21 protein-coding genes and 3 pseudogenes are annotated in these 26524 nt (G+C 68.9%); 13 read left to right on the top strand and 11 right to left on the bottom strand.

Annotation, left to right across the window (positions count from 1 at the left end; all coding sequences use genetic code 11):
- Positions 1–28: 28 nt before the first annotated feature.
- From ACQEVU_RS52630 to ACQEVU_RS52620, 3 genes are all read right to left on the bottom strand, one after another.
- Positions 29–1192 carry a hypothetical protein gene (locus ACQEVU_RS52630; RefSeq protein ID WP_433338329.1) on the bottom strand — a complete coding sequence of 388 codons (1164 nt, stop codon included), beginning with the start codon at positions 1190–1192 and terminating at the stop codon, positions 29–31.
- A 3-nt stretch (positions 1193–1195) separates the two neighbouring features.
- Complete coding sequence (locus ACQEVU_RS52625; protein ID WP_433338327.1) at positions 1196–1504, bottom strand: hypothetical protein; 309 nt, start codon at positions 1502–1504, stop codon at positions 1196–1198.
- A 125-nt stretch (positions 1505–1629) separates the two neighbouring features.
- Entirely contained in the window at positions 1630–2799 is a 1170-nt protein-coding gene (locus ACQEVU_RS52620; RefSeq protein WP_433338325.1) for an alanine--tRNA ligase-related protein, read from the bottom strand.
- A gap of 225 nt (positions 2800–3024) precedes the next feature.
- On the opposite strand from ACQEVU_RS52620, the gene ACQEVU_RS52615 reads away from it, so the two are divergent.
- Positions 3025–3270 (top strand): hypothetical protein, encoded by a 246-nt coding sequence (locus ACQEVU_RS52615; protein ID WP_433338323.1) that lies wholly within the window; start codon positions 3025–3027, stop codon positions 3268–3270.
- A 95-nt stretch (positions 3271–3365) separates the two neighbouring features.
- Here ACQEVU_RS52615 and ACQEVU_RS52610 read toward each other — a convergent pair.
- A pseudogene (locus ACQEVU_RS52610) lies at positions 3366–3842 on the bottom strand (zinc metalloprotease); the annotation flags it as partial.
- Positions 3843–4835: 993 nt separating this feature from the next.
- Here ACQEVU_RS52610 and ACQEVU_RS52605 point away from each other — a divergent pair.
- Positions 4836–5159: a hypothetical protein gene (locus tag ACQEVU_RS52605; RefSeq protein ID WP_433338321.1), complete on the top strand. Its 324-nt coding sequence runs from the start codon at positions 4836–4838 to the stop codon at positions 5157–5159.
- Between the two features lie 343 nt (positions 5160–5502).
- Here ACQEVU_RS52605 and ACQEVU_RS52600 read toward each other — a convergent pair whose 3' ends face one another.
- The 4 genes from ACQEVU_RS52600 to ACQEVU_RS52585 all read right to left on the bottom strand — a co-directional run bounded on the left by ACQEVU_RS52600 (position 5503) and on the right by ACQEVU_RS52585 (position 9256).
- Positions 5503–5868 (bottom strand): hypothetical protein, encoded by a 366-nt coding sequence (locus ACQEVU_RS52600; RefSeq protein WP_433338319.1) that lies wholly within the window; start codon positions 5866–5868, stop codon positions 5503–5505.
- Complete coding sequence (locus ACQEVU_RS52595; protein WP_433338317.1) at positions 5865–8309, bottom strand: AAA family ATPase; 2445 nt, start codon at positions 8307–8309, stop codon at positions 5865–5867. The genes ACQEVU_RS52600 and ACQEVU_RS52595 overlap by 4 nt, the downstream gene beginning before the upstream one ends.
- A gap of 102 nt (positions 8310–8411) precedes the next feature.
- On the bottom strand, positions 8412–8792 hold the full coding sequence (locus ACQEVU_RS52590) for a LuxR C-terminal-related transcriptional regulator (RefSeq protein ID WP_433338315.1): 381 nt from the start codon (positions 8790–8792) through the stop codon (positions 8412–8414).
- 26 nt (positions 8793–8818) lie between these two features.
- Positions 8819–9256 (bottom strand): MmpS family transport accessory protein, encoded by a 438-nt coding sequence (locus tag ACQEVU_RS52585; RefSeq protein ID WP_433338314.1) that lies wholly within the window; start codon positions 9254–9256, stop codon positions 8819–8821.
- 351 nt (positions 9257–9607) lie between these two features.
- Here ACQEVU_RS52585 and ACQEVU_RS52580 point away from each other — a divergent pair, with 351 nt between their 5' ends.
- Genes ACQEVU_RS52580 through ACQEVU_RS52560 form a run of 5 tightly spaced genes read left to right on the top strand, consistent with a single transcriptional unit; the run spans position 9608 to position 19729 of the window.
- Positions 9608–10405 (top strand): hypothetical protein, encoded by a 798-nt coding sequence (locus tag ACQEVU_RS52580; protein WP_433338312.1) that lies wholly within the window; start codon positions 9608–9610, stop codon positions 10403–10405.
- A gap of 33 nt (positions 10406–10438) precedes the next feature.
- On the top strand, positions 10439–11566 hold the full coding sequence (locus ACQEVU_RS52575) for a hypothetical protein (RefSeq protein WP_433338310.1): 1128 nt from the start codon (positions 10439–10441) through the stop codon (positions 11564–11566).
- Positions 11563–13065 carry a hypothetical protein gene (locus ACQEVU_RS52570; RefSeq protein WP_433338308.1) on the top strand — a complete coding sequence of 501 codons (1503 nt, stop codon included), beginning with the start codon at positions 11563–11565 and terminating at the stop codon, positions 13063–13065. Before ACQEVU_RS52575 ends, ACQEVU_RS52570 begins: the two co-directional genes overlap by 4 nt.
- The gene (locus ACQEVU_RS52565) at positions 13062–14357 is read left to right on the top strand and encodes an AAA family ATPase (protein WP_433338306.1); all 1296 of its coding nucleotides are present in this window, start codon (positions 13062–13064) and stop codon (positions 14355–14357) included. Before ACQEVU_RS52570 ends, ACQEVU_RS52565 begins: the two co-directional genes overlap by 4 nt.
- Positions 14354–19729, top strand: coding sequence for an AAA domain-containing protein (locus ACQEVU_RS52560; protein ID WP_433339747.1), 5376 nt, complete (start codon positions 14354–14356; stop codon positions 19727–19729). Before ACQEVU_RS52565 ends, ACQEVU_RS52560 begins: the two co-directional genes overlap by 4 nt.
- A 32-nt stretch (positions 19730–19761) precedes the next feature.
- On the opposite strand, the gene ACQEVU_RS52555 is transcribed toward ACQEVU_RS52560, so the two are convergent.
- Positions 19762–20148, bottom strand: coding sequence for a GIY-YIG nuclease family protein (locus tag ACQEVU_RS52555; RefSeq protein WP_433338304.1), 387 nt, complete (start codon positions 20146–20148; stop codon positions 19762–19764).
- 125 nt (positions 20149–20273) lie between these two features.
- Here ACQEVU_RS52555 and ACQEVU_RS52550 point away from each other — a divergent pair, with 125 nt between their 5' ends.
- The 4 genes and pseudogenes from ACQEVU_RS52550 (at position 20274) to ACQEVU_RS52535 (ending at position 22042) form a co-directional block, all read left to right on the top strand.
- The gene (locus ACQEVU_RS52550; protein ID WP_433338302.1) at positions 20274–20555 is read left to right on the top strand and encodes a hypothetical protein; all 282 of its coding nucleotides are present in this window, start codon (positions 20274–20276) and stop codon (positions 20553–20555) included.
- A gap of 10 nt (positions 20556–20565) precedes the next feature.
- Positions 20566–21391 (top strand): annotated as a pseudogene (locus tag ACQEVU_RS52545) (IS21/IS408/IS1162 family transposase); the annotation flags it as partial.
- A gap of 74 nt (positions 21392–21465) precedes the next feature.
- The gene (locus ACQEVU_RS52540) at positions 21466–21660 is read left to right on the top strand and encodes a helix-turn-helix domain-containing protein (RefSeq protein WP_433338300.1); all 195 of its coding nucleotides are present in this window, start codon (positions 21466–21468) and stop codon (positions 21658–21660) included.
- 88 nt (positions 21661–21748) lie between these two features.
- Positions 21749–22042, top strand: coding sequence for a hypothetical protein (locus ACQEVU_RS52535; RefSeq protein ID WP_433338298.1), 294 nt, complete (start codon positions 21749–21751; stop codon positions 22040–22042).
- Between the two features lie 9 nt (positions 22043–22051).
- Here the strand turns inward: ACQEVU_RS52535 and ACQEVU_RS52530 are convergent, their stop codons facing one another.
- Entirely contained in the window at positions 22052–22987 is a 936-nt protein-coding gene (locus tag ACQEVU_RS52530; RefSeq protein WP_433338296.1) for an HNH endonuclease, read from the bottom strand.
- Between the two features lie 426 nt (positions 22988–23413).
- On the opposite strand from ACQEVU_RS52530, the gene ACQEVU_RS52525 reads away from it, so the two are divergent.
- A complete protein-coding gene (locus ACQEVU_RS52525; protein WP_433338294.1) occupies positions 23414–24217 on the top strand; it encodes a lectin in 804 nt (267 codons plus the stop codon).
- On the opposite strand, the pseudogene ACQEVU_RS52520 reads toward ACQEVU_RS52525, so the two are convergent.
- A pseudogene (locus ACQEVU_RS52520) lies at positions 24170–25404 on the bottom strand (IS3 family transposase). The gene ACQEVU_RS52525 and the pseudogene ACQEVU_RS52520 overlap by 48 nt on opposite strands.
- On the opposite strand from ACQEVU_RS52520, the gene ACQEVU_RS52515 reads away from it, so the two are divergent.
- A complete protein-coding gene (locus ACQEVU_RS52515) occupies positions 25298–26020 on the top strand; it encodes a chitinase (protein WP_433339746.1) in 723 nt (240 codons plus the stop codon). The pseudogene ACQEVU_RS52520 and the gene ACQEVU_RS52515 sit on opposite strands and share 107 nt — an antisense overlap.
- Positions 26021–26524 lie beyond the last annotated feature (504 nt).

The following is a 26524-nucleotide window of genomic DNA, read 5'->3' as shown; positions in this document are numbered from 1 at the left end:
GGGTCGGCGACGCGTCAGCGGAACACGCTCATGTCGGCGTCTCGGTGGCGCTCGCGATGAGGCCGGCGCGTTCGAGGCGGTCCAGCAGGCTCGGCTTGCGGACGTGTTCCAGACGCAGCTGGTGCATCCGCCCACGGAACGCCTTGCGCTGGCCGTCGCGTTCGCCGAGCGCCTTCAGATCGGCCAGCAGCGCGACCGCCGCGTCGTACTCCTTGGGCTTCTTGGTCGCGATCAGCTCCGCCACCTGCCGCCACGCCCGCTCCGGATCGGCAGCGAGGGCGTCGAGGCGCTGTTCGCGGGCAGCGGCGGCCGCCGCCTCGCGGCGCGCCTGTTCGGCCGCCTTACGTTCCTCGGCCTGCCGCTGCCGGCCCGCCCAGCGCGTCTCGGCGCCGGCCAGCAACTCGCCCACCGTCCGACCACCACCTACGGCCTCCGGCGCCACCGCACCGCCGTACCGGCGCAGCAACTCGGTGCGAAGGTGCGCGCCGTCGCCACGCAGCAGCCGCACGATGACCTCGTCCTTGTCCGCCACCGGCAGCCGCTGCACCCACTTGGTCAACGCTGCCGTCGAAGGCGCCTGTGTGATGAGGGGTGCGCTGGCCTGGGCCGCCGTGTCGAGCAGATCCCCGTCCAGGCGCAGGAAGTCGGCGAGGCTCCGCAACGGCCCCGACAGCTCGCCCAAACCGGGCGGGACCGGCGGCTCCAACTCGTCCTCGTCCAGCTGCCGGTCCTGCACGCACAACAGCCATGCCAGGTACAACAGCCGGGTGTCACCCGCGGCCAGCTCCGCCCGGGCGGGAACGATCGACGCGAGCGCGGATTCGTCTTCCCACCACTCTTCGTCGCCGTCCTCGTCCTCGCTGTACAGGTCGAGGATCACATGCTCACCCGTGGCCCACGACGACGCGGAATGACCCACGCAGTACGCCGCCGCGAGATCCGCATCCAGCAGCTGCACCGGCAGCCGCAGCGCTACCCGGCGAGTACCCCAGTTCGCCAAGTAAAGGTGAGCGTCGAAGTACCGCTCCATCCACTTGCGTGGATCCGCCTTCAGGTCACCCCACTGGTAGTCGTTGACGAAGCTCGACGCGCTGATCCGACCACGCGTCGACACCGCCCGCAACTCGCCCTGCTCGGCCGCCGTCAACGGCCGATCGATCGCCACAAACTCGTAATACTGGTACTCGCTCACGCGTCATCCACCCCAGTGCCGGTACGCCTCGATCCACTGCGCGCCGTCGGGCGGCGGATCCGGCAACGGAAGGTCCAGGATCGCGATCGCCTGCCGCTCGCGACCCCGATGGCAGATCGCCACGATCCGATCGCCGCGCAGGTCCACCCGGCGCACCGTGACCTCGACGCCGAGGACCCGCGTCGTGAACGGCAGCGCGAGATTGTCCTCAATCATGGTGAACAGACCCGTCAACTGCTCATCCTCGTTGTAGCAGTCAACGGTCGCCTCCTCGACCAGAACATCGAGGTCCCGCCGGCTCAGCGAACTCACCGCGGCAGCGTATCCCGACCATCGACCGACCCGCGCAAGAGCACGAACGCCGGCCTGACGGACCGGCGTGTAGCCAAATCCGGACAAACCGAGCCAACGGCTGCCTGATGTTGAACGTCGGAGCGTCACGCCGGCTGGGCGGTGACTATCTCCTCGACCAGGTCGCGTGGCATGCCGTGAGTGTCGTGCAGGTAGTGAAAGTCCCCTTCGGTGAGCGGCCCGCGCTGCAGAAGCCGCTCGATCAACGGCCGGCCGCGGCGCAGCAATGCGCCGAATCGCCGTTCCTCGTAGACCAGGACGTCGAGTACGTAGAGCGGGTCGACGGTCAGGCCGAAGTGTTCCACCGTGTCGGAGATCGGCTTGACGGGCAGGTCGCCGAGACTCCGGGACGGGTCGTCGCGCCAGAGGGCTGTGAGTGTGCGGCGGATGAGGCGACGCAGGACGTACCCGCGGCCGGTGTTCGACGGGTTCACGCCGTCGCCGATGACGACGACGGACGAGCGCAGGTGGTCGTACACCATTCTGGATGGCGTCCAGAGCGACGATACGGTTCGCACCCAGGGCTCGAAGACGTCGATATCGAACACCGACAAGCGGCGTTGCAGAACCATAGCCATCCGTTCAAGGCCCATTCCGGTGTCGACGCCGCACTGCTCGAGGGGGCCGAGGGAGCCGTCGGGGCTGCGGCGGTACCGCATCATGACGTGATTCCACACCTCGACCCACCGCCGATCGCTGGACGGGGTGCCGGTGGGTGGCCCGTCGCCGGTCCACACGAAGATCTCCGAGTCTGGGCCGCACGGGCCGGTCAGCCCGTTCGACCACCAGTTGTCCTCGCCGAGCGTTTCCACCGGTACCCCTAGCTGCTGCCAGGTCTCCAGGGAGCTTGGGTCGCCGTCGAACACAGTGACATGCAGCCGGCCGGGCGGGATGCCGAACCCATCGCGCAGCAGCTCGTACCCCCATTTCAGGCTCGTCCGGCCAGGGTAGTCACCCAGCGACCACGAGCCGAGCATCTGGAATACGGTCAGATGGGTGTCGTCGCCGACCTCGTCAAGGTCGGTTGTGCGCAGGCAACGTTGTATTCCGACCAGCCGGCGGCCGAGCGGATGGGGCATCCCCTCGATGTATGGCGTGAGCGGGTGCATGCCGGCGCTCGTGAACAGCACCGGATCGCCCTGCGGGCGGATCAGCGTGGCGTCGCCGACGAGCTGGTGGCCACGCTCGCGGAAGAAGTCGAGGAATGTGGCGACGATCTGGCTGGTGCTCGTGGTGGTCGGCATCGAGTTGTCCATTGTGGAATCCTTTTGGGATGGACCGGCACGGACCCCACGGCACAAAAGAAAGCCGGCGGACCGTTTCCGGTCGCCGGCTGGAGTGGAGGAGATCAGGCAGCGGCGTCCGGCGAGCGGTGAGCTCGCGCGGCCGCGGCGGAGATGCGCCTGATATGCATGCTGCCAGCGTACCGCACCGGCAGCTGATCCCGCTGATCGGCCAAGACCGACGCCGAACTGGGGGCCATGCAGGGCAACACCATCATGCCCGGCCTCGACGACTACCCGCGCCGCACCGAAAGCACGTCGGTCGCCGATGCACAGGGTCTGATGGACTTCGCTCGTGCCAAGGGCATCGGGTACTTGTCGATGTGGGCCATTCAACGCGACAACGGCGGCTGCCCCGGCACGACCGGATCGAACACCTGCTCGGGCCTCGCCCAGAACACGTGGGACTTCACCCACACGCTCGCGCCGTACACCGGCCAATAGATCTCCGTCCTGGTCGACGCGGCCAACGGCGGATATGACGCAGCCCGCAGCGCACCGGGTCGTGCACTACGGGCTGCCGTTGGCTTCAATCCTGGCTATTTCCCGCCACCGGCGCGGAATGCCACCCAGGCATCGCTCATCCGGTCCGCCTGCCCGGCAGTGAACATGTTCATGCAGGAGTCCTGCGAGTAGTCCATGAAGTTGTGGATCGGGTCCAGCCCGGGAGCGCCGCAGGTGTCCGCGCCAACTGGGCAGTTGAACTGCGGAATGGCCTCCCGCGGGGTGTCGGCCACGAAGTCGCCGGACGCGGCGCACCCGTGCGCGAAGGTGTGCTCGAGCATCAGCCAGTGCCCGACCTCGTGCGTCAGGGTGTCGCCCTCGGCGTACTTGCCGGCCGTTCCGCCAGGCATCGATTCGTCGAGCATGACCACGCCGTCGATATAGTCACGGCCGTTGTTGTACCCCTTCGGGAAATACGACCAGCCGAGCAGCCCGCCGCCGATGTTGGCCGCGTACACGTTGAGGGTGCGGGCGTCGCCGGTGTACAACGCCTTCTTCATGTCCCGCTCGTTCTTGCCCGGCGGCATGACGGCCGCCCCGGTGCACGTCGCGGCAGCAGTCGCACGCGTGCCGCCTGTCCTCCGCCAGCACGCCGTGATGGTCCAATACGGCAGCGCGCTTGATGACCGTCATGCGCCCAACCTGACAAGGTCGGGCTGATCGTCAGCGCTGGACACCGCCCAACCGGCGACTGGTGGCTGGTGGAGATCTCCGATGCTCGCGGTCGATCGAGACGTCGATGACGCCGGACTGGACCACCCTGCCAACGTCTCGCCCACACATGGCCCGAGTTGGATTGCCGCGGCAGCGTCCCGCATCCAACCGGTAGCCAACTCGGGTCAACTCGCGGCGTGTAGCCGGCGACCATCAGAACCGTCGCGGGCGGCTACGGCGACCGGTGTCGCCGCTGTCCGTGCGTGGCACCGGTCCCGGAGCGGTGAGCGCTGGAACCGCCCGAGCAACCCAGCACTGGGACCGATATCTCCGAAGCCGTACAGCTGCCGGGACCGTTGCGGTAAGACCTCGAGCCGAGCCTACGACCGGTAACCGGTCCGGGCGGTCAGCGACAAACCGACCGGGCGGCGGCGCGGGCGGCGCCAATCCTCGATACCGGTACGGGGCCACGGACGATCGTCACGGTCGGAGCCCGGGACCCGTACCGGTCCTGGCTGGCCGTCGGTACCGGGACCGGTCTGCGAGGGCCAGGTGACCGGTGGGCATCTCAGCGCCGGGAGAACCCATGCAATCGTTGCACCGCAGGTCAACGCCGGGTTGTACCACGGAAAGCGCGACGTCGTCATGGCGGTCGCGACCGACAGACCGGTGGCGTCATCGACGTGACCGCTGCTCGTACCGGTACCGCTGTGGACGCCGGCGGGCAGCGACCGGTGCGACCGCGCTGGCGGTACGGTCCCGCTCCGGTGCCCGGTCGGACGGACTTCGTGTTGTGGGCGTACCGGTCCGACCGCACCGGTAGCCCGTACCGGTAACCGGTCTGCCAGTCGGTGCCGCAGCTGCTGGACAAGGTGAAGCGGTACGAGCAGTTGACCGCTCAGGGAGGACCGGCATGGCCGGTGCTGTTCTTCCTGCCGGACCGTGCCCGTGAACGCCAGCTCCACCAGCAGCTGGGTCGTCGGCTTGTCGCCACGCCGGTTGCGACTGCCACCCGTGAAGCGCTCCGCACCGACCTCTGTGTCGCCGACGGCATCTGGCTGCCTGTCGGCGTGCAGGAACGGCCGTACCGACTGATCGAACTCGACACGTTCAGTGATCCAGCTGACGACGCGGCACTAGCTCGGCTTGACCGTCGTCCGTTCGCACAACGCTGACAAGTTCAGCCGATAGTGCGGTGCGCGCTGCCCCGCCGGGCGGTTGTGCTTGTCAGTAGGGTCGGCCCGGGGGCACGATGCCGGCGTTGCCGCTCGCCTGTTCCCGGGCCGCCCTCGACACAACAGCGCGACAGGTCAGCAAAGTGCCGCCAGCGGTCGGTGCTGTGATCGCGAAAGGCTGGCCGGATGCGCGGCGGCCGCAGCGACCGACCTGGAGTCCCTCGGATCTGAGCTGACAACGTCCGCCGACCACCGCGTCGAGTCCGCACACCACTTCCGCCGCGACAACGCCACCCGTCGACCTGCCGCCCAGCGCACCCGACGTGGCGGACGTGTCCTTCGGTCATTCGGTATCGCGCAGTGTTGCGACGACCTCGGCCACGTCGGTGCCCAGGCGCCGCAGTTCTCCCGCGGTGAGAGCCAACTCGTAGCCGTGGTGATGGCCGGCCCGCGAGAGCGCCCACCACAGGTACCCCACCCGGCGAGCGGTCGCCGCGTCGGCGTACCGGTGCAGCAGCAGCACCTGAGCCCGCCGGCTCTGGCACTCGGCGACCTCCGGCGCGACCGTGTTCCAGAACCGGTCGAGCTCCGCCTCAAGAGCGAGCCGCAGCAGCCAGGCACACGCTCGCGGCCACACCCCGCGGGCGCCCCGTGCGGTCTGGGTCAGCAGCCGGTCGGCGCTGGCGAGGTACGTCTCGGCGGCGTTCATCGGAGAGCCTCAGTGAGCCGTGCGGTGTCGCCGACCAGGCGTTCGAGGTTGCCGCCATAGACCCCGTGCGCACCCTGCTTGCACGCCTTGAAGGCGTCGGCAGCCCAGCGGCCTTTGCGCTGGTCGAGGTGTGGCAGTACCTTGCCGCCCTGATCGGCGTCGCCGAACAGTGCCAGCGCCGCCGTCTGGGTCGTGGTCAGTGCTCTTTCGAGCAGGCGTTCAACATCGGCGTGGCGTTCGCCGCGCTGGATTCGTTCGCGGCGGACGCGCTCGTGGCAGGCCGCTTCGATCGCGGAGCGGCAGAACGTGAGCACCAGCGGCCCGCGGATCTTGTCGGGCAACTCGGTCGTCTTCGCCAGCGCAGTGGCGTCGGAGAGGTACCGCTTCACCGGGTCCAGGTTCTTGCGGATCTCGACCTCAGACTGTTCCTTGCGGGTGACCTCCCAGATGGTGGCGTCGATCTGGAGCCTCCGGATGGCCTCCGGCAGCCGGTTGTCGTGGGTGAACACGACGACCTGACGGCGTTCGGCGAGCTCGGCGAGGACCTGCGCGAGGCCGTCCACTTTCGAGGGATCCATGCTCTGCACCGGGTCGTCGATCACAACGAAACGGAACGGGCTGTCGTCGGCGGTGGCGCGGGGCAGGAATACGGCGAGACCCAGTGCGTGCAGTTCGCCCTGGCTCATCACCGCCATGGCCGCGGTCGCGGCACCGTCGATGGTGGCGGGAAACGCGACCCGGCGCCGGGTGCTGGACCCGTCGAGCTTCATCCCGGCGAGCTCGACGTTGCTTTCCTGCCGCAATTGTTCCCAGATGTGCTGGGACTGCGTGGCGAACGGTGCCAACCGGGCGGCTCGCAGGTCGTCGATGGCGGACTTGAACCAGGCGACCGCGGCCTTGAGCCGAGTCGACCGGTCCTCGTCGGCACGGGTTTCTCGCGCGGAGTGCAGCCAGGCGTGCAGGGCGGTGCTGTGATCGCGCCACGCGTCGTCTCGGGTGTGCAGCCAGGCTGCGGCGTGTTCGCGGACGGCGGTGTGCACCTCGAACAGCGACGGGTAGGTGGTGCGCAGATGATTGGCGAACTCGACCAGGTCGGACGTGCCGCCACCGGCTTGCCACGCCTCGACCGCGCCCTGCAGCCGGTCGCCGTGCTCGGCGAGTACATCCGGGATGTCGAACGCAGGGTCGACGGCGCGGAGGGTGCGGGCCTGTCGCCAGGCGTCGTCCAAGGCGGCGTGTGCCTCGCGGGCTGCGGCCGCCTGCTGCTGCGCCACCTCGAGCTGGGCGGCTGCGGCGGCCCGCCATGGCGCGTCGAGGACGCCGACCTGGCAGACGGGGCAGGTGCCGTCACCCTGCTGGTCGTGGTGTTCCAGCGCCAGGCGGAGCAGTTCCTCGATCCGGTGTGCGGCTCCCTCGCGGCTGGCCGTGGCACGCGTGAGGCGTTCGTCCGCCTCGATCAGGGCCGTGGCGACCGCTTCGATGTCAGCCGGCTCGGGCAGTGCCGGAGCTTCAGCGATGCGCCGGCACGCGGTGGCGGTCGGATCCGATCCCTCGCTGTGGTCTCGCAGCAGACGGTCGAGCGCGTCGAGGTCGGGCCTCGCCGCAGTGAGGATGTTGGCGGAAGCACGGGCTCGATCGTCGTCGAGTTCCGTAAGGGCGCGGCGAAGTGCGATCCGCTCGTTCTTCACGACGTTGCTGCGGTCGTCGTACTCCTTGCGCAGCTTCTTGCAGCGGGCGTCGGCGTCGGTCACCGCCTCGATGCCGAGCAGCGGGGCGAGGGCGTCGAACAGGTCGCTGGGGCGGGCCGAGATGAGCCGGCCGAGGTCGTTCGCGGTCAGGAACGGCCGGTAGGCGTCCAGCGGCTGGCGCCAGCCGAGTGCATCGGTGGAGGGGTGTTTCGCGCCGCGGTGGGTGATCTCGTTGACGCCCTGACTGGGCTCGGTGGCCTCGTCGGGCCAGGACCGGCGGATGCGGATGGGGGCCTGCTCGCCGTCGACGTGCGCGACGACCTCGACCGCGCACGGGGACGACAGGTGCAGGTTGCGCCAGCCTTCGCGGAAGACGCTGTGCTTGTCGGCCCAGCGTTGGCTGTCGCCGGTGAGGGCGATCTCGACCGCCTCGGCGAAGCTCGACTTTCCGGAGCCGTTCCGCCCGGCCACGATGGTCAGCCCCGGCTGGGGCTGCAACACCAGCGAGGCCTGCGGCCCGATGCCGCGGAAGCCGGCAACCGTCACGCGGTCGAGGTAGACCTGGCCGGACCCGGGTCCGGCTTCCGGACGCGCCGGCAGCTCGACCGGCTCACCGGCCAGCACGGCCCGGAGCTGCGCCTCGCCGGCGTAGGCGGCCAGGACGAGGTCGGCAACGCTGTCGGGAGTCCGGTTGAGGTCCAGCCGCTCGAACAGCAGGTCGAGCAGCACCTCACGATTGTCGCTGCTGGACATGGTGCCTCATTTCGCAAAAGACGTGGGCAGGCTGTGCGCGCCGGAGTGCGAGCGGCGAGGCGCACGGCCGAGGAACTACGCGCAACGGGGTCCAGCCCGACCTCAGCTCTTTGCCTGACTCGTTCCGGGAAGCTTGGCGTAGGCCGCCAGGCTTACCCGGGAACCGATCGCCAGCTTCCGGAAGATCTGCCGCAGGTGGTAGTTCACCGTGTGCGCGGAGATGCCGAGCCGTCGTGCGATCTGCTGGTTGGTGTACGCCTGCCCGACCAGCCTCGCCACGGCGCGCTCCCGGTCGCTCAGCCGCTGCCAGCCGACCGGCAGGGATGCGGCGCCTCGCTCGTCGTTGGCGACCACGACGAGCACAACGTCGCCGGCGCCGCTCAGGTCGTACCACACCACCGGCTGCAGTCCGGAAGCCCGGAGGCCGCGGAGCACCGCGTCCAGGTCCGGCCGCTCGCCGTCTGCCATGACCAGCTGTTCCATGTCGCCCCCCATGCGATCGAGTGCGGTCAGGCGTTGCCGGAGCAGGTGACGACGGCGTACTGGCCCTCGGAGCTGTTCTCGACGACGACCTTGCCGTCGACGGTGATGCGGCAGGTGATCGTTCCGGTGCCGTTGCCGGACTGCGCGACGATGCTGGCGGTTAGCAGCATGTCGGTGGACGAGGCTTCCTTCTTCCACGGCAGCGCGGCGCCGTTGGCCTGGGAGGAGTTGCCGCCGATGCCGTACGTCACGGAGGTGGCCTTGGTGACGCCCTTGCCGGTCACCTCGAACACGACGGCGTGGGTGCCGTTCTTGGCCGGCTGAGCGGCGGCGGTACCGCTGTGGTCCGGCGCAGTGCTGGCCGTGAAGCCGGGGCCCTGGGTGGTCCCCCGGTTGGTGTCGACCCCACAGCCGAGGGCGAGCAGGGACAGGGCGGACAGAGCGATGAGGGAGTTTTTGCGCATGGTGCACCGACCCTTCGAGGGAACACGCGGACAGCTGCCAGATCGACACCGCAGTGGCGCCTGGCGATTACTGGAACTTAGTGGAATCTACTGGAGACATGCAATGGGGTTCTCCGTCCGTGACGGCCCAACGGCCGGACAAAACCGACCAGACCGCCAGGATCCACGGCGGCAATCACTCCAGCCGGACGGGCGTTCACCAGCCGTCCGGTGGATTCATTCCGGGTGCAGAGCAGGTTCGATGAGAGTGGGAGCATTTGCCCCAGCGCGGCGCTTCGCAGCCTCTCGGACGCCAGCGTTGCCCGAAGTGGGTATTGCTGGAAATTACTGGAGAACGGTACTGTCTCAACCATGGCCGGCAGCGTTGAGGAACTGGAGCAGCGGATCGACGCGCTGCACACCGAGATCCGCCACGCAAGGTCCGTCGGTGACAAGCCTCGGGTCAGGATGCTGCGGGCCGAGGTGCGCGCCCTGGAAGACGCGTTGGACGACGCATTGGACGAGGCGCACGAGGCCCAACCGGCACCGGCGTCGATGCAGCGGGAGAGCGGTTCCCTCCTACCGCTGCGCGAACAGGTCCACAGCGCCCTGACCCTGCTCACCGTGCCGGCCGCGCCGAGACTGATCGCCCAGGTCTACAACGCCTGCTTCAGCGGGGACATGAACAGCGCCAAGCTCACCAGCCTCCGCCGCGACGAGGAGCGCTCGTTCCGCTCGTCGCCGTTCGCCCGGCCGTACTATCTCTGCGCCGCACTCACCGCTGACCGGCTCGCCGCGGTGCGTGGCTTGCTCGCGGTCTCGACCTGGCCTCTCGAGCGGCGGATCATCGGCGCCCTGAGCCCGCGCGTCGACTTCCTCTACGCGGCCGTCAGCATCGCCGAACACGTCGATCGCCTTCCCGAGATCGACCGCGCCACCGCCCGCCTGCTGTGGCTGTTCGCCGAGAACATCCCCGGTGCCGCCGACGGCATCGGCTCGGCCAGACCCGGCACCGTCATCCGCGCCGCACGCGCCGAACTGCAAACGCACGAGCCGGTCGACCGGTCGCACCGCGAAGCGGCCGCCGCTCGGGCTCGCACCCAGCTCGACGACAAAGGGCGGCTCTTCGGCAGCCCTTTGGAGCCGGTGCCTGACGAAAAGGCCGTATAGCCCCACCGCTTCCCCCGCGAAGGAACACTCCCTGTGAACAGCACCGAATCGCGGCTCGATCAGCTGCGCGGCCCGGTGCCGCCCGTGCCGCACAACGCCCGCACGATCGCCGCGCTGACCACCAACCCCGGCTGCACCCGCCGTGCCGTCATGGACGCCGCCGGCGTCGACAAGCGCACGGTCGCCGCCCGGGTCGGTTTCCCGCCGCCCTACGGCCAGTCGCCGTTCGCCATCACCCGCACCAACGCGTTCGAGGCGCAGGTGAAGGCCAACGGCTGCGCCGAGCTGCTGCGGATGCTGCGGAAGGTGCTCGACCTGCCGATCCCCGAGGTGGCGTACCGCGACCTCGAGGAGGCCGCCGGCAACACGAGCCAGAACGTGCGCCACACGTTGGCCCGGCAGGTGCTCGGGGCCGCCGCGAAGGGCACCGACGAGTTCGGCACGCTGTTCGACCACCCGCTGCTGCGCCTGCCGGTCGGCGGCCGGCAGGTGTTCCTCGAGCCGGACCTCATCGCGTTCCAGTTCCAGGGCATCTTCCATATCATCGAGATCAAGTCGTTCGCGGTCATCGACGGCCAGGCCGACGGCGGCAAGGTCGCCGCGGCCGCAGTGCAGTCGGGCGTGTACGTCGTGGCACTGCGCCAGCTGCTGCAGGAACTCGGCCTCGACCCGGAGCGGGTCTCGCACAACGTCGTGCTGGTCTGCCCGGAGAACTTCTCCAACCACGCCGTCGCCACGAAGCTCGACGTGCGCCGCCAGCTCACTGTGCTCAACCGCCAGCTCAACAAGATGACCCGCATCGACGAGCTGCTGGAGCCGCTGGACGATGACCTGACGTTCGATCTGGCGCCGGATCGCGACGGCAAGCCCACGCGTCCGGTCGGCGAACTGTGCGCGGCACTGGAGCACATCCCGGCCCGCTACTCCCCCGACTGTTTGTCCACATGCGAGATGTCGTACTTCTGCCGCCGCGAGGCCCACGGCACCACGCACGCGCTTGGTCGCACCGTCAGCGAGGAGCTCGGCAGCGTCGAGTGGGTCGAGAGCGCCTTGGGCCTGGCCAGCGGACTGTTGCCGCCCGCTCCGGAGCAGATGGAAGCCGCGGTGGTACTGCGGGCAGCCATGCGCCTGCGCAACGAGTGCTTCGGGATCCCCGCATGACGTCGTTGACCTCCATTGCACGGGCGCTCGCGGTCCGCGACCATGCGGCCCAGCGGATCACCACGGTCCGGCACACGCACATCAGCTCCCGGCCGCTCGTGTTCATCCCGCTCACCCTGGCCGGTGAGGCCAACGCGCCACTCGCGGCGATGGTCGGCGATCGCCCGGACGCGCCGCGGCTCTTCGTAGTGCCCCAGCCACGCAACCGCGATCAGCGCTTCGCCTTCGCCGCTGAGCTCGGCCGCTTCGTCATGTCCTATGTGGACAGCTTCGCTCGGCGCCAGGAGGAGGTGCCCGGCGGGCGGGGCCGCGAGAGCCGGCAGCGGTTCACCGACGCCCCGCAACTGCTCGTACCGAACCCGGGCGGCATCGGCTTCGTGCGTCTCTTCGGCCGTTCGACCAGGCTGCGCCGCACATACGGCCCATACGCCGTCGATCGGGTCGTGCCGCTGTTCGGCCAGTGGCTCACGTGGTTCTCCGAACGGGCCGAGTACCCCGGTTCATCAATGCTGCTCGCCATGACCTCGGTGCTCGGCGCACACTGGGCGACCGGACAGAGCGCCGTCGAAGACGCCAACCTCGCCGCACTGCTGGCCTGGCTCGACCCGCCCGCCGGGCGGTCGCCGTTCGACGCCGCGCTCGACGCCGAGGACCCGGAGATCTGGCCGCCGGCCGGCCCGACGACCGACCCGACGTTCGACGCCGAAAGGCTGGCTCCCGCCATCAACCGGTATGCGCGCACGGATGGCGATCCGGTCGCCCGTCAGCAGGCGCTCTCGCGGCTGGAGGCGATCCTCGCGACACAGCTCGAGCCGACATGGCGGCTCATGTGGAAGGGCGTCGAGCTGCTCAACGGCCTCACGCCCGGGGCGAGTGTCGTGGAGCGCTGGGCCCAGGACCGCGACGAGTACACCAAATACGTCACCTACCTCCGCGACGGCACAGCGCTGCCGCAGGCACGCCGGGACAACGCCGTCGCCGCCGCCCGCCGGCTCAGCCGGCTGGAGCGTGCCCAGGCTGCGTACGACGCCCAGCGTGCCCTCGACGACCCGCTGGTCATGGCCGAGTATCGGCTTACCGGCGAGGCATTCGCCGGCACGGTCGTCCACGCCGAACCCAACCGCGTCGACGCTTCGGGCACCCGTCGCGTGCTCCGCCCGCACATCACCGTACGGACGCAGGACCCGCTGCGGCTGGGCGCCGGCGTCACCGTGCAATCGCCGGCCCGGGCCGGCCAGAAGGCGGACATCGTCGCCGTGACGCCGACCGAGGATGGCTCGGACGTCTTGCTGGAACTCACCGGCGGCATGGGACGCTCGCTGACCCCGCCGCCGGGCAGCGTCCCCGCCGAGGGCGAGTGGATCACGTACAGCACGATCTCGGACGAATTCCAGCGAACGGGCCAGTTCCCGGACGTGGACGACACCCCCTGGACGCACGGCGGCCCGCCGGCGCCCCCCGAGCCCACCGAAGAGGATGCCGCGGAGGACTGGTCATGACCACCGACGTGTTTCCCACCGTCATGGCCGATCTGCAGCACGGCCCGGCACGTGGCGTGGTCGTCGATTCCCCACCCGGCGCCGGGAAGTCGACGCTGGTCGTACGGGCCGCACGGCACCTCGCCGAGCTGGGCGAGCCGATCGCCATCGTGGCCCAGACCAACGAGCAGGTCGACGACCTCATCAACAACCTCGCCACCGCAGCGCCGGATCTGCCGATCGGCCGTCTCTCGGCGCAAAACTACGTGCCGGTGGCGCGGATCTCCGGGCACCGCAACGTCACCGTCGACACGGCTATCGCCGGGCTGGCCGGGGCACGCGTCATCGTCGGCACGGCGGCGAAGTGGGGCATGCTGACGGACGGCTCGTGGGCGTGGGCGATCGTCGACGAGGCGTACCAGATGCGCTCCGACGCGCTGCTGCGCATCGCCGGCCGATTCGAAAGGACACTGTTCGTCGGCGACCCGGGTCAGCTGGACCCGTTCTCGACGGTGGAGACCGAGCGTTGGGCCGGCTTGTCCTGGGACCCGCAGCTGAGCGCGGTCGCCGTTCTGCTGCGACACAACGAGGACGTTCCTGTTCACCGGCTGCCGGTGTCGTGGCGGCTGCCAGCTACGGCTGCGCCGGTAGTTTCGGAGGCGTTCTACCCGTTCACCGGCTTCACGTCCGGAACCGGCCCCGACGATCGCTCGTTGACCTTCCAGACGCACGCGTTCGGCGCTGCTCCACTCGACGCAACGCTCGCGATGGCGGCCCGCTCCGGCTGGGCGCTGCACGAGCTGCCGGCGCGGCACAGCATGCGCACGGACGCGGAGGTCGCGAAGGCGTGCGCGGACGCGGCATTGCGCCTGCTGCAACGCGGCGCCGTGGCGGTGTCGGAGAAGTTCCCGGACGGCGCTGCGGTGACGGCGGGGCGGATCGCGATCGGTACTGCTCATCGCGACCAGGCCGCCGCGGTCCGCCAGCACCTGCCGGCGGACTCCGGCATCACGGTCGATACGGCGAACCGCCTGCAGGGCCGCGAGTACGACGTCACGGTGGTGTGGCACCCACTATCAGGCCGACGGGATGCGACGGCGTTCCACCTGGAGGCGGGCCGGCTGTGCGTGCTGACGTCGAGGCACCGCCATGCCTGCATCGTGGTGGCACGGGTCGGCATCTCAGCTCTCTTGAACGCGCACCCGTCCACGGGCCGGATGTACCTCAACGAGGTGGTCAAGTTCCCGGACGGCTGGGAGGCCAACCAAGCGGTGATGACCCATCTCGAACAGCACCGGGTGGTCGCGGCATGAGCATCGTCAACGACGCTCCCGCAACGATCCGAGACCGCGCGCTGGCGCTGGCCGACTACTTGTTGGCGGTCCGGGCGCAGATGGAGAAGCCGGCCCGCACCGTGCCGACGGCCGACGCATTCTGGCAGCACCAGTTGCCTGCCCACCCCGGCTGCGACGTCGGCGCCAGCATCGACGACGCGTCGTGGCTGCGGTTGGGCATGCCGAGCCTGCCGAAGGCACTGTTCGCGCCGCACCGGCTGGCGTCGCTGCTGCGGAAGCCGCTGTCGGCCGACCAGGAACCACAGCTGGACGATGACGATGAGGCGCAGGAGGCGCGTTCGGAGTTCGAGCGGTGGCGGGACGAGGTGTGGCGGCCCTGGGCGGCCGAGGTCAAGCTCGTCAGCGCCATCCGCCAGCTGCATGACCGGCTGTTCGAGCTAAAACACACGCTCGACATGAACTCGGCGACGAACGAGCTGGTGTGGGGCCACGGCATCGTCGAGATGGACATCGACGGACAGCGGGTGCGGTATCCGCTCGTCACGACGCCGGTAGCGATCGAGTACGACCCGGACCGGTCACTGGTCATGGTGGTGCCGCAGGGCGCCGCGCGGTTGCAGACGGATGCGCTCACCGGACTGCCCGAGCGGTACCTGCGGCAGCTGCTGGAGCTCGGCGAGCACGGCGGCCAGGTCGCCGTGAACGTCTGGGAGGACTTCGAGCGCATTGAGCTGTTCGAGCGAGCGATGCGCCGGCTCGGCGCGGAGCCGGTCGTCCGTGCGGCCGGTGCCGCGGCGCCCAGCGGTCCACACATTCACGACACCGGTGTGCTGTTCGTACGGCCGAAACAGCGGCTGATCCGGCGGTTCCTGCAAGAGTTACGCGCCCGCCTGGAAGCGGGCGACATGGGCTCGATCGGTGCGCTCGCCGCCGTGCTGGCGCACGAGCCGAGCCGGCTGCAGCTGCCGGGTGACCGGCCCGAGCGGTGGGAACCTGTGGGCGAGCGGCTGCTCATGCCGCTGCCGACGAACGAGGCGCAGGAGTCGATCGCGCATCGGCTCGCCCGGCACCGCAACGTCGCTGTGCAGGGCCCGCCCGGGACGGGTAAGACGCACACGATCCGCAATCTGATCTGTCATCTCATCGCTCACGGCAAGCGGGTCCTTGTGGTGGCCCAGAAGGAAGACCCGCTGCGGGTGCTGCGTGAAGGGCTGCCCGCGGAGGTTCAGGCGCTGTGCCTCGCGGTGCTGGGCCGGTCGACCGATCAGCTCATCCAGCTGCAGCTCGCCGCCCGTGAGCTGTCCGATCGGGCCGCGACGCTGGACCAACGGCGGGAGCAGCGTGTCGTCGATTCGCTGCGCAACGAGCTGGAGAAGGCCGAGCGTGAGCTCGGCCAAGCGCTGGGCAATCTCCGCACGATCGCGGAGGCGGACGGGGCCACCTACAAGATTGACGACATCGCCTTGTCGTCGGCCGAGGTCGGCGCGTGGCTCCTCGCCCGCGAGGAGCGCTACGGCGACATCCCGGACGCTCTGCACCAGCCCGGTCCGGCGCCGCTGACCGCCGAGGAGTTCGGCGTGCTGCTCGATCTTGCCCGCCGGATCAGCCAGCATGATCGCCGCCAGGCGCTGCGGCATCTGCCGCTCGTTGCCGACCTGCCGACCGCCGCAGCAATCCGCGAGCTGCGGCTGCGGACCGCAGCGACCGCGACGGAGATCAACGACCTGGCCGATCACGCCGTCAACGTGCATGCCGTGCGCGCCTACGGTGAGCAGCCCCTCAACGACTTGCTCGGCCACCTGCGCGAGGCCGTCATCTATCTGCGCAGCCGCGAAGGGTCCTGGACGGACCGACTGGGGCGGCTCATCACCGACCCGCACCTGAACACCACCTGGCAGGACCACGTCCGCGCATCACAGCAGCTCCTCGCAGAGGTCGCCGGGCTCAGCCGCACCGTCGGCGGTCACCGGGTCGAGGTGCCAGCGGCGCGGATGACGCAGCCGCGCGCCCTGCTGGGCGACCTCGCCGAACTGCGGCAGCGCTTCGCCAGCGGCAAGGGCGTCAGCAAAGTGTTCGCCAGTAGCCTCGCCAAACTGGCCGGCGACTGCCGCGTGGACGGCGAGCCGCTGCGTGGCTCGGACGACGTCGATGTCGTCGTCGCGTACGTGAACCGGATCCGGCTACGGCAGGACCTTGGTGCCCGTTGGGCCGAGTGGGCCCAACGCCTGGCCTTCCAGCTTCCCACCGGCCATGCCGAGCCGGAGCTGTGGGCCGGCGGGTTCATCTCCGAGGCGAACAGCGCCCTGGAGTGGGACTGGCGGCGCTGGCCCACGCTGGCCGGCATCATCGGCGGCCTGCTGCCGCGGACCTCGCCGACTGTCGACGCCCGCAGGCTCGACGACCTGGTCACCCGTCTCGGTCGCTGCCAGGCAATCTTTGAGCACGACCGGCTCGCCGAGCAGACCCGGGTGATCTCGGCCGCGCTGCAGGACGGCATGGCGACGACGAACGCCAGCGACCTGTGGCGGATTCTCGACCTGGATTGGCAGGCCGAGGAGCTGACGCGGTGGGATGACACGCTTGCTGAGGCCCGCCGGCTATCCTCGCTGCGCCCCGCCGCTGAGGTGTACGACCGGCTCCACACCATGCTCGCGGGGCAGGCACCGGTCTGGGCGTCGGCGATCGACGACGGCTCGGCACGAGCGCTCGAGGGCACCGGCACGGACTGTGTGCTGCGCTGGCAGTGGCGGCAGGCGCAGACCTGGTTCGACACCATCGTCGGCAGCGTCGACACCATCGCGCTCGGCCGCCGCGTCGAGCAGATCCGCGACCGGATCCGCCGGCTCACCCGGGACCTTGTCGTGCGCTCCGCCTGGCGGGAGGTGTCCCGCGCGCTCGATGACCGTCGCCGTGCCGCGCTCGCGGACTGGGCCACGGCGCTGCGCAAGTACGGCAAGGGCACCGGCAAGAACGCAGCGAAATGGCAGGCCCACGCCCAGCAGGCCATGGCCGACGCGGTTGACGCCGTCCCGGTATGGGTCATGCCGCTGGACCGCGCCATCGAGCAGTTTTCCGGTGGCGCGAAGTTCGACGTGGTCATCGTCGACGAGGCATCGCAGGCCGACCTGTTCGCGCTGCCCGTGCTCACGCTCGCCGAGCGTGCGGTGGTCGTCGGCGATGACCAGCAGATCGGCCCGCAGCTCAACTTCATCGGCGACGTGACCTCGCTGGTCAACGCTCACCTGCTCGGCGAGGTTCCCTCCGCCGAGCATTTCGACACCGAGGGCAGCCTGTACGACCATTCGGTGCGCCGTTCACCGCAGCGGATCCGGCTCACCGAGCACTTCCGCTGTGTGCCGGCCATCATCGAGTTCTCCAGTCGGGAGTACTATGACAACGCCATCGAGCCGCTGCGAACGGACCGCCCGGACGGCATCGGTGACCCGGTCCGGACGGTGTACATCCGGCAGGTCATCGGCTCCTACGGCGAGGTCAACGTCGCTGAGGCCGACGCCCTCGTCGAACAGGTGCAGGCGATCGTCGCCGACCCGGCGTACAACGGCAAAACGATCGGCGTCGTCAGCCTCCTCAGCAGCAGCGGACAGGCCCTCTACATCCTCAACCGGCTCCGGACGGTGATCGGCGAGGAGGAGATCGGCCGGCGCCGGCTGCGGGTCGGCGACTCGTACACGTTCCAGGGCGACGAACGGGACATCGTGCTCATCACCTTGGTCGTGTCGCCGAACAACGGAACGATCTCCGCGTTCACCAAGCGCGATTACCACCGCCGAGTCAACGTGGCCGCATCCCGCGCCCGTGACCAGCTGTGGGTGTTCCACTCCGCCCAACCCGACGACATGCACCCGGAGGACGCCCGAGGGAAGCTGCTGCGGTACTGCCAGAACGCCACCGGCGCCGAGGAGGCCTACGAGCACCTCGAGCAGCGCTGCGACAGCGACTTCGAACGCGAGGTCCTCAAGCGAATCCTGCTGCGCGGATACCGTCCGCAGCCGCAGTTCCGGATCGGCAGTTACCGCATCGACTTCGTGCTGGTCGCACCGGACGGCCGGCGCCTCGCGATCGAATGCGACGGCGACGCGTACCACGGCCCGGACCAGTGGGAGAGCGACATCCGCCGGCAAACCGTCCTGGAGCGGGTCGGCAACTGCGTGTTCGTCCGCATTCGCGGCAGTGTGTTCAGCCGCGATCCCGAGGCCGCGATGGAACCAGTGTGGCAGCGGATCGAGGAGCTCGGCATCGGACTGTACGTGCCGCCGGTCGTCGAGACTCCCGTTCTCATCGAGGCCGAAACGACTCCGACGCCCTCGGATCAGTCCGACCCTCCTTTGGCCACCGCGAAGGACGAGGAGATCCTGCCGTTCGACATCGAGCAGCAGCGGGAGATCGCGCGGCTTATCGCCCTCGGCAAGGCCGTCATGATCGGCCCGGACGGTGCGGTGCAGGAGGCGCCGCCGGCGCAGCCCGTTGCGCCACCGCCGGCGCAGCCCGTTGCGCCACCGCCGGCGCAGCCCGTTGCGCCACCGCCGGCCGCGGTCTCAAGGGTGCCGAACGTGCCCCGCCCTCGGCACAAGGACGCGACTCCGACACGGACGGTTCAGGAGCCAGCCCACGCCGAGCCGGATGCGAATGACTTCGCCGAGGTTCCGGCTGGGTACCGCAGCATTGCCTGGATCAGGCCGCACGAGGCACTCGCCGCACTCGAGGCGTACGACCGGACGGTCGACACGCCGATCCGCCACGAAGGCAAGGTTGCCGGCTGGGCACGGTACTACCAAAGCGCATCGGAGGAGGCCCGCAAGTACCGCGCCAACGTCATGGTCCAACGCGCCCATCCGAGCGGCGCCAAGTTCGTCTGTTGGATCCGCCCGCACGAAGCCAAGGCCATCTTGGTCGCCGCCAAGCACCATCAAGACGCCCCCGTTCTCGACTCGCGAGGCAACGTCGTGGGCCTGGTGCAGTACTTCCCGGCGACCAGTCCGACCGTCGAACGCTTCCGCAGCGTCACGCGACTCCTGCGGGTCATGCACGGCAGCGACGCCGCACCGGCCACCGCTCCGACGGAGCACCGGGACCTGTCCGCTCTAGAAACCCAGTTCCACCGGGCGATGATCCGCCTGTACGAGCGGGCGCGCGACGAGGCCGGCTACACCGCCACGGTGTTCCGCTCAATGCTGGCCGACAAGGGCGGGGTCGCAACGGCCCGGCAACTGCTGAATGCCCCGACAGTGTCGGACGGGTTCACAGCACTGTGGGAACGCGGCCGACTCGACCTCACCGTCGAACGGCTCGCCATGCGGCCGGAGTTCTCATCCCTATTCACGCAGTCCCAGCTCAACACCGCCAGGTCCCGCCTGGAAAACCCGACCTGACCGCGCTCGGTACCTGCCGATGTTGCAGGTCTTTACCGTTGCGGTGGCACGCGCCGATTGAAGCGCGGTTTCAGCGCTAGGACCAGTGCCTCCTTCACGCCCTCCGGGTTGTCCGTCTCGTACCAGCGGACCGTGCACTGCCCCAGCCAGGCCGCAATCTCGATGGCCGAGGCAGCGTGGTCCGGTGTATCGAGGAGCTGACCGACCTGGTCGTGCAGCACCGATGAGCCGCGGTTGCCGGTCAGGTGCTGCCGGAGCCGGCGACGCAGGTCGCCCGTCGACCCGACATAGACGACCACACTCCGGTCAAGCACCACATGCACTCCGGACGAGCTGGGTGCGGCAGCGGCGACTTCCGAGGTGTACGCCTGAATATCGGTGAAATCGGCCAGCAGATCGTCGTACGACACGTCAGACATTCGCCAACCGTAACGGCATCGCGCGCGGCGAAGGGCTGTCGCAAGGCCGACCTGCAACCATGCTGCAATCCAGCGCTCGTAAGGTCGCGTAGCAACAGCGACGGATCATGAGGCAAACTGACGCGGTGGCTGACGAGTTGCCGGCGGGGCTCTACGAGATTGTCGTAACGAAGGCTCTCGAAGACCGGCTCGCAAGCGTCGACAACGGGCTCATCAAACGACAAGCCCTGCGGTCAGCCGACGCAGCTGATCGGATTGCGCTGCTGCTCGCTCGGCAGGTCGAGCAGGCTCTTGACGCCGTGCCTGAAGCCGACCGCGTTGCGATCGGCGTCGAAGTGGCGCAACGTGTCGACGGCGCCCTGAGACTGACCCTCTGCCGACGGATTGGAATTGACCCCTCTCCGTAAGTGTGGAGGGGTGATCAAGTTGGAGGAGTGGGCTGAGATCCGGCGGTTGCACCTGGGTGAGGGTGTGCCGATCAAGGAGCTCGCTCGGCGGTTCGGGTTGTCGCGGAACACGGTGCGGTCGGCGGTGCGGGCGGTGGAGCCGCCGCGGCGTGAGCGTGGGCCGCGGGGTTCGTCGGTTGATGCGTTCGAGCCGCAGATTCGGTCTGCTGGCGCAGTGGCCGTCGATGCCCGTTCCGGTGATCGCGGAGCGGATCGGCTGGACGCGGTCGTTGACGGTGTTGAAGGACCGGGTTCGGCAGTTGCGGCCGTTGTTCCTGCCGCCGGACCCGGCGGACCGGATCGAGTACTCGCCGGGCGAGGTCGCGCAGTGCGATCTGTGGTTCCCGGAGCCGGAGATTCCGGTCGGGGCTGGTCAACGGCGAGTGTTGCCGGTCCTGGCCATGACGTGTGGGCACTCGCGCGTGACGGACGCGGTGATGATCCCGTCGCGGAAGGCGGGCGACATCCTGGCCGGAATGTGGGAGATCATCGGGGGGTGGGGTGCGTGTCCGCGCACGCTGGTCTGGGATCGGGAATCGGCGATCGGCGGGACCGGGACCGGGAAGCTGACGATCGAGGCGACGTCGTTCGCGGGGACGTTGGGCGTGGGCATCCGGCTTGCTCCGCGACGCGATCCGGAGTCCAAGGGTCTCGTCGAGCGGCGCAACGGCTATTTCGAGACGTCGTTCCTGCCCGGCCGGACGTTCGCGTCGCCGTTCGACTTCAACGTCCAGATCAGTGACTGGCTGACGACTCGGGCGAACGTCCGGCACCTGCGCGCGATCGGTGCTTCTCCGGCGCAGAGATCGCCACGCTGGGGCGCCGGGCCGGCGTGCGGGCTCGGGGCGCACCCGCGCCGGCCGGTCCGCACGTGCTCACCGAGCGGGAGCGGGAGGTGCTGCGGCTGGTCGCCGAGGGGTACAGCAACGGGCGGATCGCCGAGCAGCTGTACATCTCGCCGAAGACGGCCAGCGTGCACGTGTCACGGATCATCGCCAAGCTGGATGTCGCCAACCGGATAGAGGCCGCCGCGGCCGCCCGCCGGCTCGGCCTGCTCCAGCCGTAGCGGTTGCGGACTCAGTCGACGAGTGCACCGGCGGACAGGTTGGCGATGGCTCCGACGCACTCGGCGGCGGGAACGCGAAGCTTCCGTCGTGGCGGCCACCGCCCATCAGACGCTGTGGTCCGCCGGCGGATCGCTGCTCGGCCCGAATCCCGGAGTGGTGCTGCGCACCGAAAACCGTGCGTTCGCCGACCTGGTCCGCCGTACACAGTGGTGGAAGCGATCCCAGCACGTACCTGGCACCGGTCAACTCGGCGACGATTGCGGCCGCTGCCAGCGGATGCTGGTGCGCTACGAGCTGCCCACCCGCGGTGCCCCCGATGTGCGCTACGAGTGCCCGGCCTGCGACCGCTCATCGGCCGGCACTCGCGCGCGACGGCGATAGGCCGCGCGGTCAGGCGGCCTGATACACCGTGTCGACGTGCCACTCCAGGAACTCACGGTGCGGGCGGTCGGCCTTCCGCTCCGGAAGCGCAATCTGCTCTCCGCTTCGCGAGTAGAACTCCTCGCCGTTGCCGAAGTCTTCGCGCAGTCGCGGGCTGACCAGCAGCCGGTGTTTCGGGTCGATGCTGAGATACCCGCGGTCGAACATGATGTGGACGTCGGAGCGAAGCAGCAGGCCGTTGTCGATCCGATGCTCACCACCTCGAGGCAACGGCAGGATGTGGGCAGCCTGGAGCACGGGCCGAATCTTCGCCCCGGTGATCGCGCAGCGGTGATGGTAGGCGTCGAGCACGACTCCCTTAAACGCCTGCTGGCCAAGCCTTTGCGGCTGCAGCCGCGGATCGCCGTACACCGGTCCAGGGCGATGCCACGGCGCACTGAGATCGACCTCGACAGCCGTTCCGGTGAGCCGATGCAGCAGGTCTAGGAAGTACCCCGAGTAGGCGCGCTCGGCCAGGTCGTAGCTCTTGCCCTGCACGACATTCGTGGCAAAGTCGGGCGGCGCCGGGGCGTCCAGTTCCGGCCCGAAGAACCGGGTGTCGCGGATGAAGAGGCACCCGATCAGTGGATCCTCGCGCGGCGAGATCGGCTCGTTCCGGTAGCGGCTGATCGCTTCGCGCATTTGCTGGAGGCTCAAGGCGCCGTTGCCCTCGCCGAGCAGTTCCCATGCCTCAGAGATCGTCAGCCGCGCGAATCCGCTGAAGAAACCTCCACCGACGACGCGGTTGTGCTGGTGGTGGCTCTTGAAGAAGAAGGGCTCGCCGACCTGAACGGCGCCGAAACCGTGCCTGCTCGACGGCCGCCAGAAGTTGACCTCCTGCAGCAGCGGCCGGTCGGCAAGGAACCGGTACCAATTGCCGTCCGTCACACCGACATAGGCCTTCACGACCGAACAGTGTGCCGCACGAACCCAGCCCGTGGGAGCACAGAATGAGCACGGTGTGCCATTCGGAAGGTTGTCGAGATCGCCCGGCTGCACGGAGTGGCCAAGTCAAAGGGTCGATCAAGAGAGCCGATGGGGGACTTGAACCCCCCAACCTTTCGATTACAAGGCGAGCTATGTCCGGTTTTAAACCCATGTCCAGGGCGACGGGGTGGCGTCCACGAACAGCGGAGCACATGTCGAGCCCGACAGATTCCACAATGGATGGCGGAGCGTGGCCTCCAGCTTGGCGCGGCGAATCCATCGACGATCTTGCGACACTCGAACATAGGTAAACATTCTTTACAGTTAGATCAGGTTGCGATAGAAGGACGCCGTAGAACCGGGTACCTGCCTTGGCCCGGCTTCCCCTCCCCAGGAGCGTCCCCAATGGACAGATCGAGATCGGCGCGTTTGCGTCGGGTGCTCGTCGCGGCAGCTTCTCTCGCGCTCTGCGCCGTCTCCATCATCCCGCTCAGGCCCGGCACCGCGGCCGCCGCGGGCACGGGTGCAATCTCCGGATACGCCGGCAAGTGCGTCGACGTCGCCGGCGCCAATACCGCAAACGGCACCCAGATCCAGCTGTGGACCTGCAACGGTACCAACGCCCAGAACTGGACCGTGGGCACCGACGGTACGATCCGCGCCCTCGGCAAATGCCTCGACGTGTCCGGCGGCTCCACCGCCGACGGGGCCAAGGTCCAACTGTGGGACTGCAACGGCACCGGCGCCCAGCAGTGGGCCGTCAGCAGCGCCAATGACATCGTCAACCCCCAGGCCAACAAGTGCCTCGACGCGTCCGGCTGGGGTACGGCCGACGGCACCCCGCTGCTGATCTGGTCCTGCCACGGCGGCGCCAACCAGAAGTGGACGGTCCCGGGCGGCGGCACAGGTTCGTGCAACTACCCGAACTGGGTCGCCGGACAGTCCTACGCCACCGGTGCGATCGTGCGGTACACCAACGGACAGCTCTACCAAGCCACGCACGACAACCCCGGCTACGACCCGACGATCAGCACCTGGTTCTGGTCGCCCTACTCCTGCGGCGGTACCAGCACGAGCGGCTTCGTGGTGAGCGAGGCCCAGTTCAACCATATGTTCCCGAGCCGCAACGGGTGTCAAGCCCCGGGTTTGATGGAGAGTGGTTTATCTGGTTTCCAGGGGTGCGGTGACCGTCCGGGCCATCGCGTGTAGGGCCTCGTACTCGGCGGGCGGGACGTGTCCGAGCTCGCCATGAAGCCTGCGGTTGTTGTACCAGTCGATGTACTCGACGGTGGCCATCTCCAGGTCGTCGAGCCCGCGCCATGGACCCTTGTTGCGCACGAGTTCGGCCTTGTAGAGAGAGTTGAACGCCTCGGCCATGGCGTTGTCGTACGAGTCGCCCTTCGAACCGACCGAGGCGACGGCGCCGGCCTCGGCGAGCCGCTGGCTGTAGCGAACCGCTCGATATTGCACGCCGCGGTCCGAGTGATGCACGAGTCCTTGCAGGTCAGCGCCGTGATGCTGGCGACGCCAGACGGCCATCTTCAGCGCGTCCAACGCGAGGTCGGTGTAGAGCGAGGTGGACACCTGCCAGCCGACGATCATGCGGGAGTACACGTCGAGGACGAACGCGGCGTACGCCCAGCCGGCGGCGGTGCGTACGTAGGTCAGGTCGGCGACCCACAGCTGGTTCGGCCTGGTGGCGGTGAAGTTCCGTTCGACCAGGTCACGAGGCCGGTCGGTCTCCGGCGCGGGCCGCGTCGTGCGGGGTGTCTTGTCCCGCAGCAGTCCGCGCAGCCCCGCGGCGCGCATCAGCCGTTCGACGGTGCACCGGGCCACCTCGACGCTCTGGCGGCGCAGCTCGTGCCAGATTTTGCGGGCCCCGTAGACGCCGTAGTTCTCGGCGTGGATCCGCGTGATCAGCGCGTTCAGTTCCTCGTCGCGGCGGCAACGGGCGCTGACCGGGCGGGTCTTGGTGGCGTAGTAGGTCGACGGTGCGATCTGTGCCGGCGTGCCTTCCAGCGCCTGCAGGACCGGCTGGACACCGTGCTGATCCTTCTGGGAGTCGACGAACGCGACCTTCATCGCGACGGCCGGTCCAACTCGGCCGCGAAGAAAGACGCCGCGGACTTCAGGATCTGGTTCGCCCGCCGCAGCTCACGCACCTCCCGCTCGAGCGCGGCGATCCGCTCGGCGTCGCTGCTGGTGGTGCCCGGCCGCGCACCGGCGTCGGTCTCGGCCTGCTTCACCCAGACCCGCAACGCCTCCGGATGGACCCCGAGCTGCCCTGCGATCCGCCGGATCGCCCCGACCGCGGACGCCGGATCCCGGCGGGCTTCAAGGGCCAGTCGGGTCGCACGCTCACGCAGTTCGTCGGGGTACTTCTTCGGTGCCGGCATAACTCGATCTTCTCCCAGGTTTCGATGTCTCCATCAAACCCGGTGCGGGACAGGGTTCTACACGTACGCCGGGCTGGTCGACGCCATGAAGAAGTACCCGGCGTTCGCCACTATCGGCAGCGACACCGTCAAGCGCCAGGAGGCCGCCGCGTTCCTGGCCAACGTCAGCCACGAGACCGGTGGGCTCGTCTACATCGACGAGGTCAACACCGCCAACTGGCCGCACTACTGCGACACCAGCCAGCCCTACGGCTGCCCGGCCGGCCAGCCCGCCTACCACGGCCGAGGCCCGATCCAGCTGAGCTGGAACTTCAACTACAAGGCGGCCGGCGACGCGCTCGGCGTCGACCTGCTCAACAACCCGAACCTGGTCGGCACCGACTCGTCGATCTCGTGGCAGACCGGCCTGTGGTACTGGATGACCGGCACCGGCAACGCGGGCACCACGTCGCACAACGCGATGGTGAACGGCCAGGGCTTCGGAACCACGATCCGGGCCATCAACAGCATCGAGTGCAACGGCGGCAACCCCGCCCAGGTGCAGAGCCGCGTGAACCTCTACAACCAGTTCACCGCCATCCTCGGCGTCCCCGCGGGCGGCAACCTGTCCTGCTGAACCGCCGAGCACCGGCATCATCGGGCTGGTCACGCTACTGGCGTGACCAGCCGTTTGCTTTCGGCGCCCGAGCCGGCCCTGCGGCTGTGATGTGTGCGCTGCCGCGCAGCAGCGACTCGACTTGTGTGAGCGCTGCTTCCCCGGCGAGCCAGTTCCACCACGATCGCAAGCGATGCTGGAGGAGCTCTGCCGTGGTGGGGACCGCAGCGGCGCCCCTGAATCCCGTACCTCATCGAGCGGGCTGATCTCGGTATGGACCGTTGGCCTTCCACGACGCTCTGTCGAACCCCATCCGTTTCGCTCATCGAACACACGACGGCGTACCACCTTGGCGTACACCGTGAGGCCCCGGAAGGGAGTACGACTGTGCCCAGTCAGATGGCCAAGGCCGCGGAAGGGCGGTCCTACGATTACATCGCAGACACGTCGCCCTGCCCCCATACATCGCCTGACAGAGGGTCACCCGCAGGGGCCCGCGTGGAACCAGGTGCTGACACGGAACGA

Source organism: Dactylosporangium sp. CA-139066, from assembly GCF_050936175.1.
GTDB lineage: Bacteria > Actinomycetota > Actinomycetes > Mycobacteriales > Micromonosporaceae > Dactylosporangium.
The sequence above is the reverse complement of the archived record's forward strand: the minus strand, read 5'-3'. Positions and strand labels throughout refer to the sequence as shown.

Bases quoted from the DNA above. Each gene is read 5' to 3' on its own strand.
- ACQEVU_RS52620 (WP_433338325.1), bottom strand. From the start codon at position 2,799: ATGGACAACTCGATGCCGACCACCACGAGCACCAGCCAGATCGTCGCC.
- ACQEVU_RS52615 (WP_433338323.1), top strand. From the start codon at position 3,025: ATGCAGGGCAACACCATCATGCCCGGCCTCGACGACTACCCGCGCCGC.
- ACQEVU_RS52600 (WP_433338319.1), bottom strand. From the start codon at position 5,868: ATGAACGCCGCCGAGACGTACCTCGCCAGCGCCGACCGGCTGCTGACC.
- ACQEVU_RS52595 (WP_433338317.1), bottom strand. From the start codon at position 8,309: ATGTCCAGCAGCGACAATCGTGAGGTGCTGCTCGACCTGCTGTTCGAG.
- ACQEVU_RS52590 (WP_433338315.1), bottom strand. From the start codon at position 8,792: ATGGAACAGCTGGTCATGGCAGACGGCGAGCGGCCGGACCTGGACGCG.
- ACQEVU_RS52585 (WP_433338314.1), bottom strand. From the start codon at position 9,256: ATGCGCAAAAACTCCCTCATCGCTCTGTCCGCCCTGTCCCTGCTCGCC.
- ACQEVU_RS52580 (WP_433338312.1), top strand. From the start codon at position 9,608: ATGGCCGGCAGCGTTGAGGAACTGGAGCAGCGGATCGACGCGCTGCAC.
- ACQEVU_RS52570 (WP_433338308.1), top strand. From the start codon at position 11,563: ATGACGTCGTTGACCTCCATTGCACGGGCGCTCGCGGTCCGCGACCAT.
- ACQEVU_RS52565 (WP_433338306.1), top strand. From the start codon at position 13,062: ATGACCACCGACGTGTTTCCCACCGTCATGGCCGATCTGCAGCACGGC.
- ACQEVU_RS52560 (WP_433339747.1), top strand. From the start codon at position 14,354: ATGAGCATCGTCAACGACGCTCCCGCAACGATCCGAGACCGCGCGCTG.
- ACQEVU_RS52555 (WP_433338304.1), bottom strand. From the start codon at position 20,148: ATGTCTGACGTGTCGTACGACGATCTGCTGGCCGATTTCACCGATATT.
- ACQEVU_RS52525 (WP_433338294.1), top strand. From the start codon at position 23,414: ATGGACAGATCGAGATCGGCGCGTTTGCGTCGGGTGCTCGTCGCGGCA.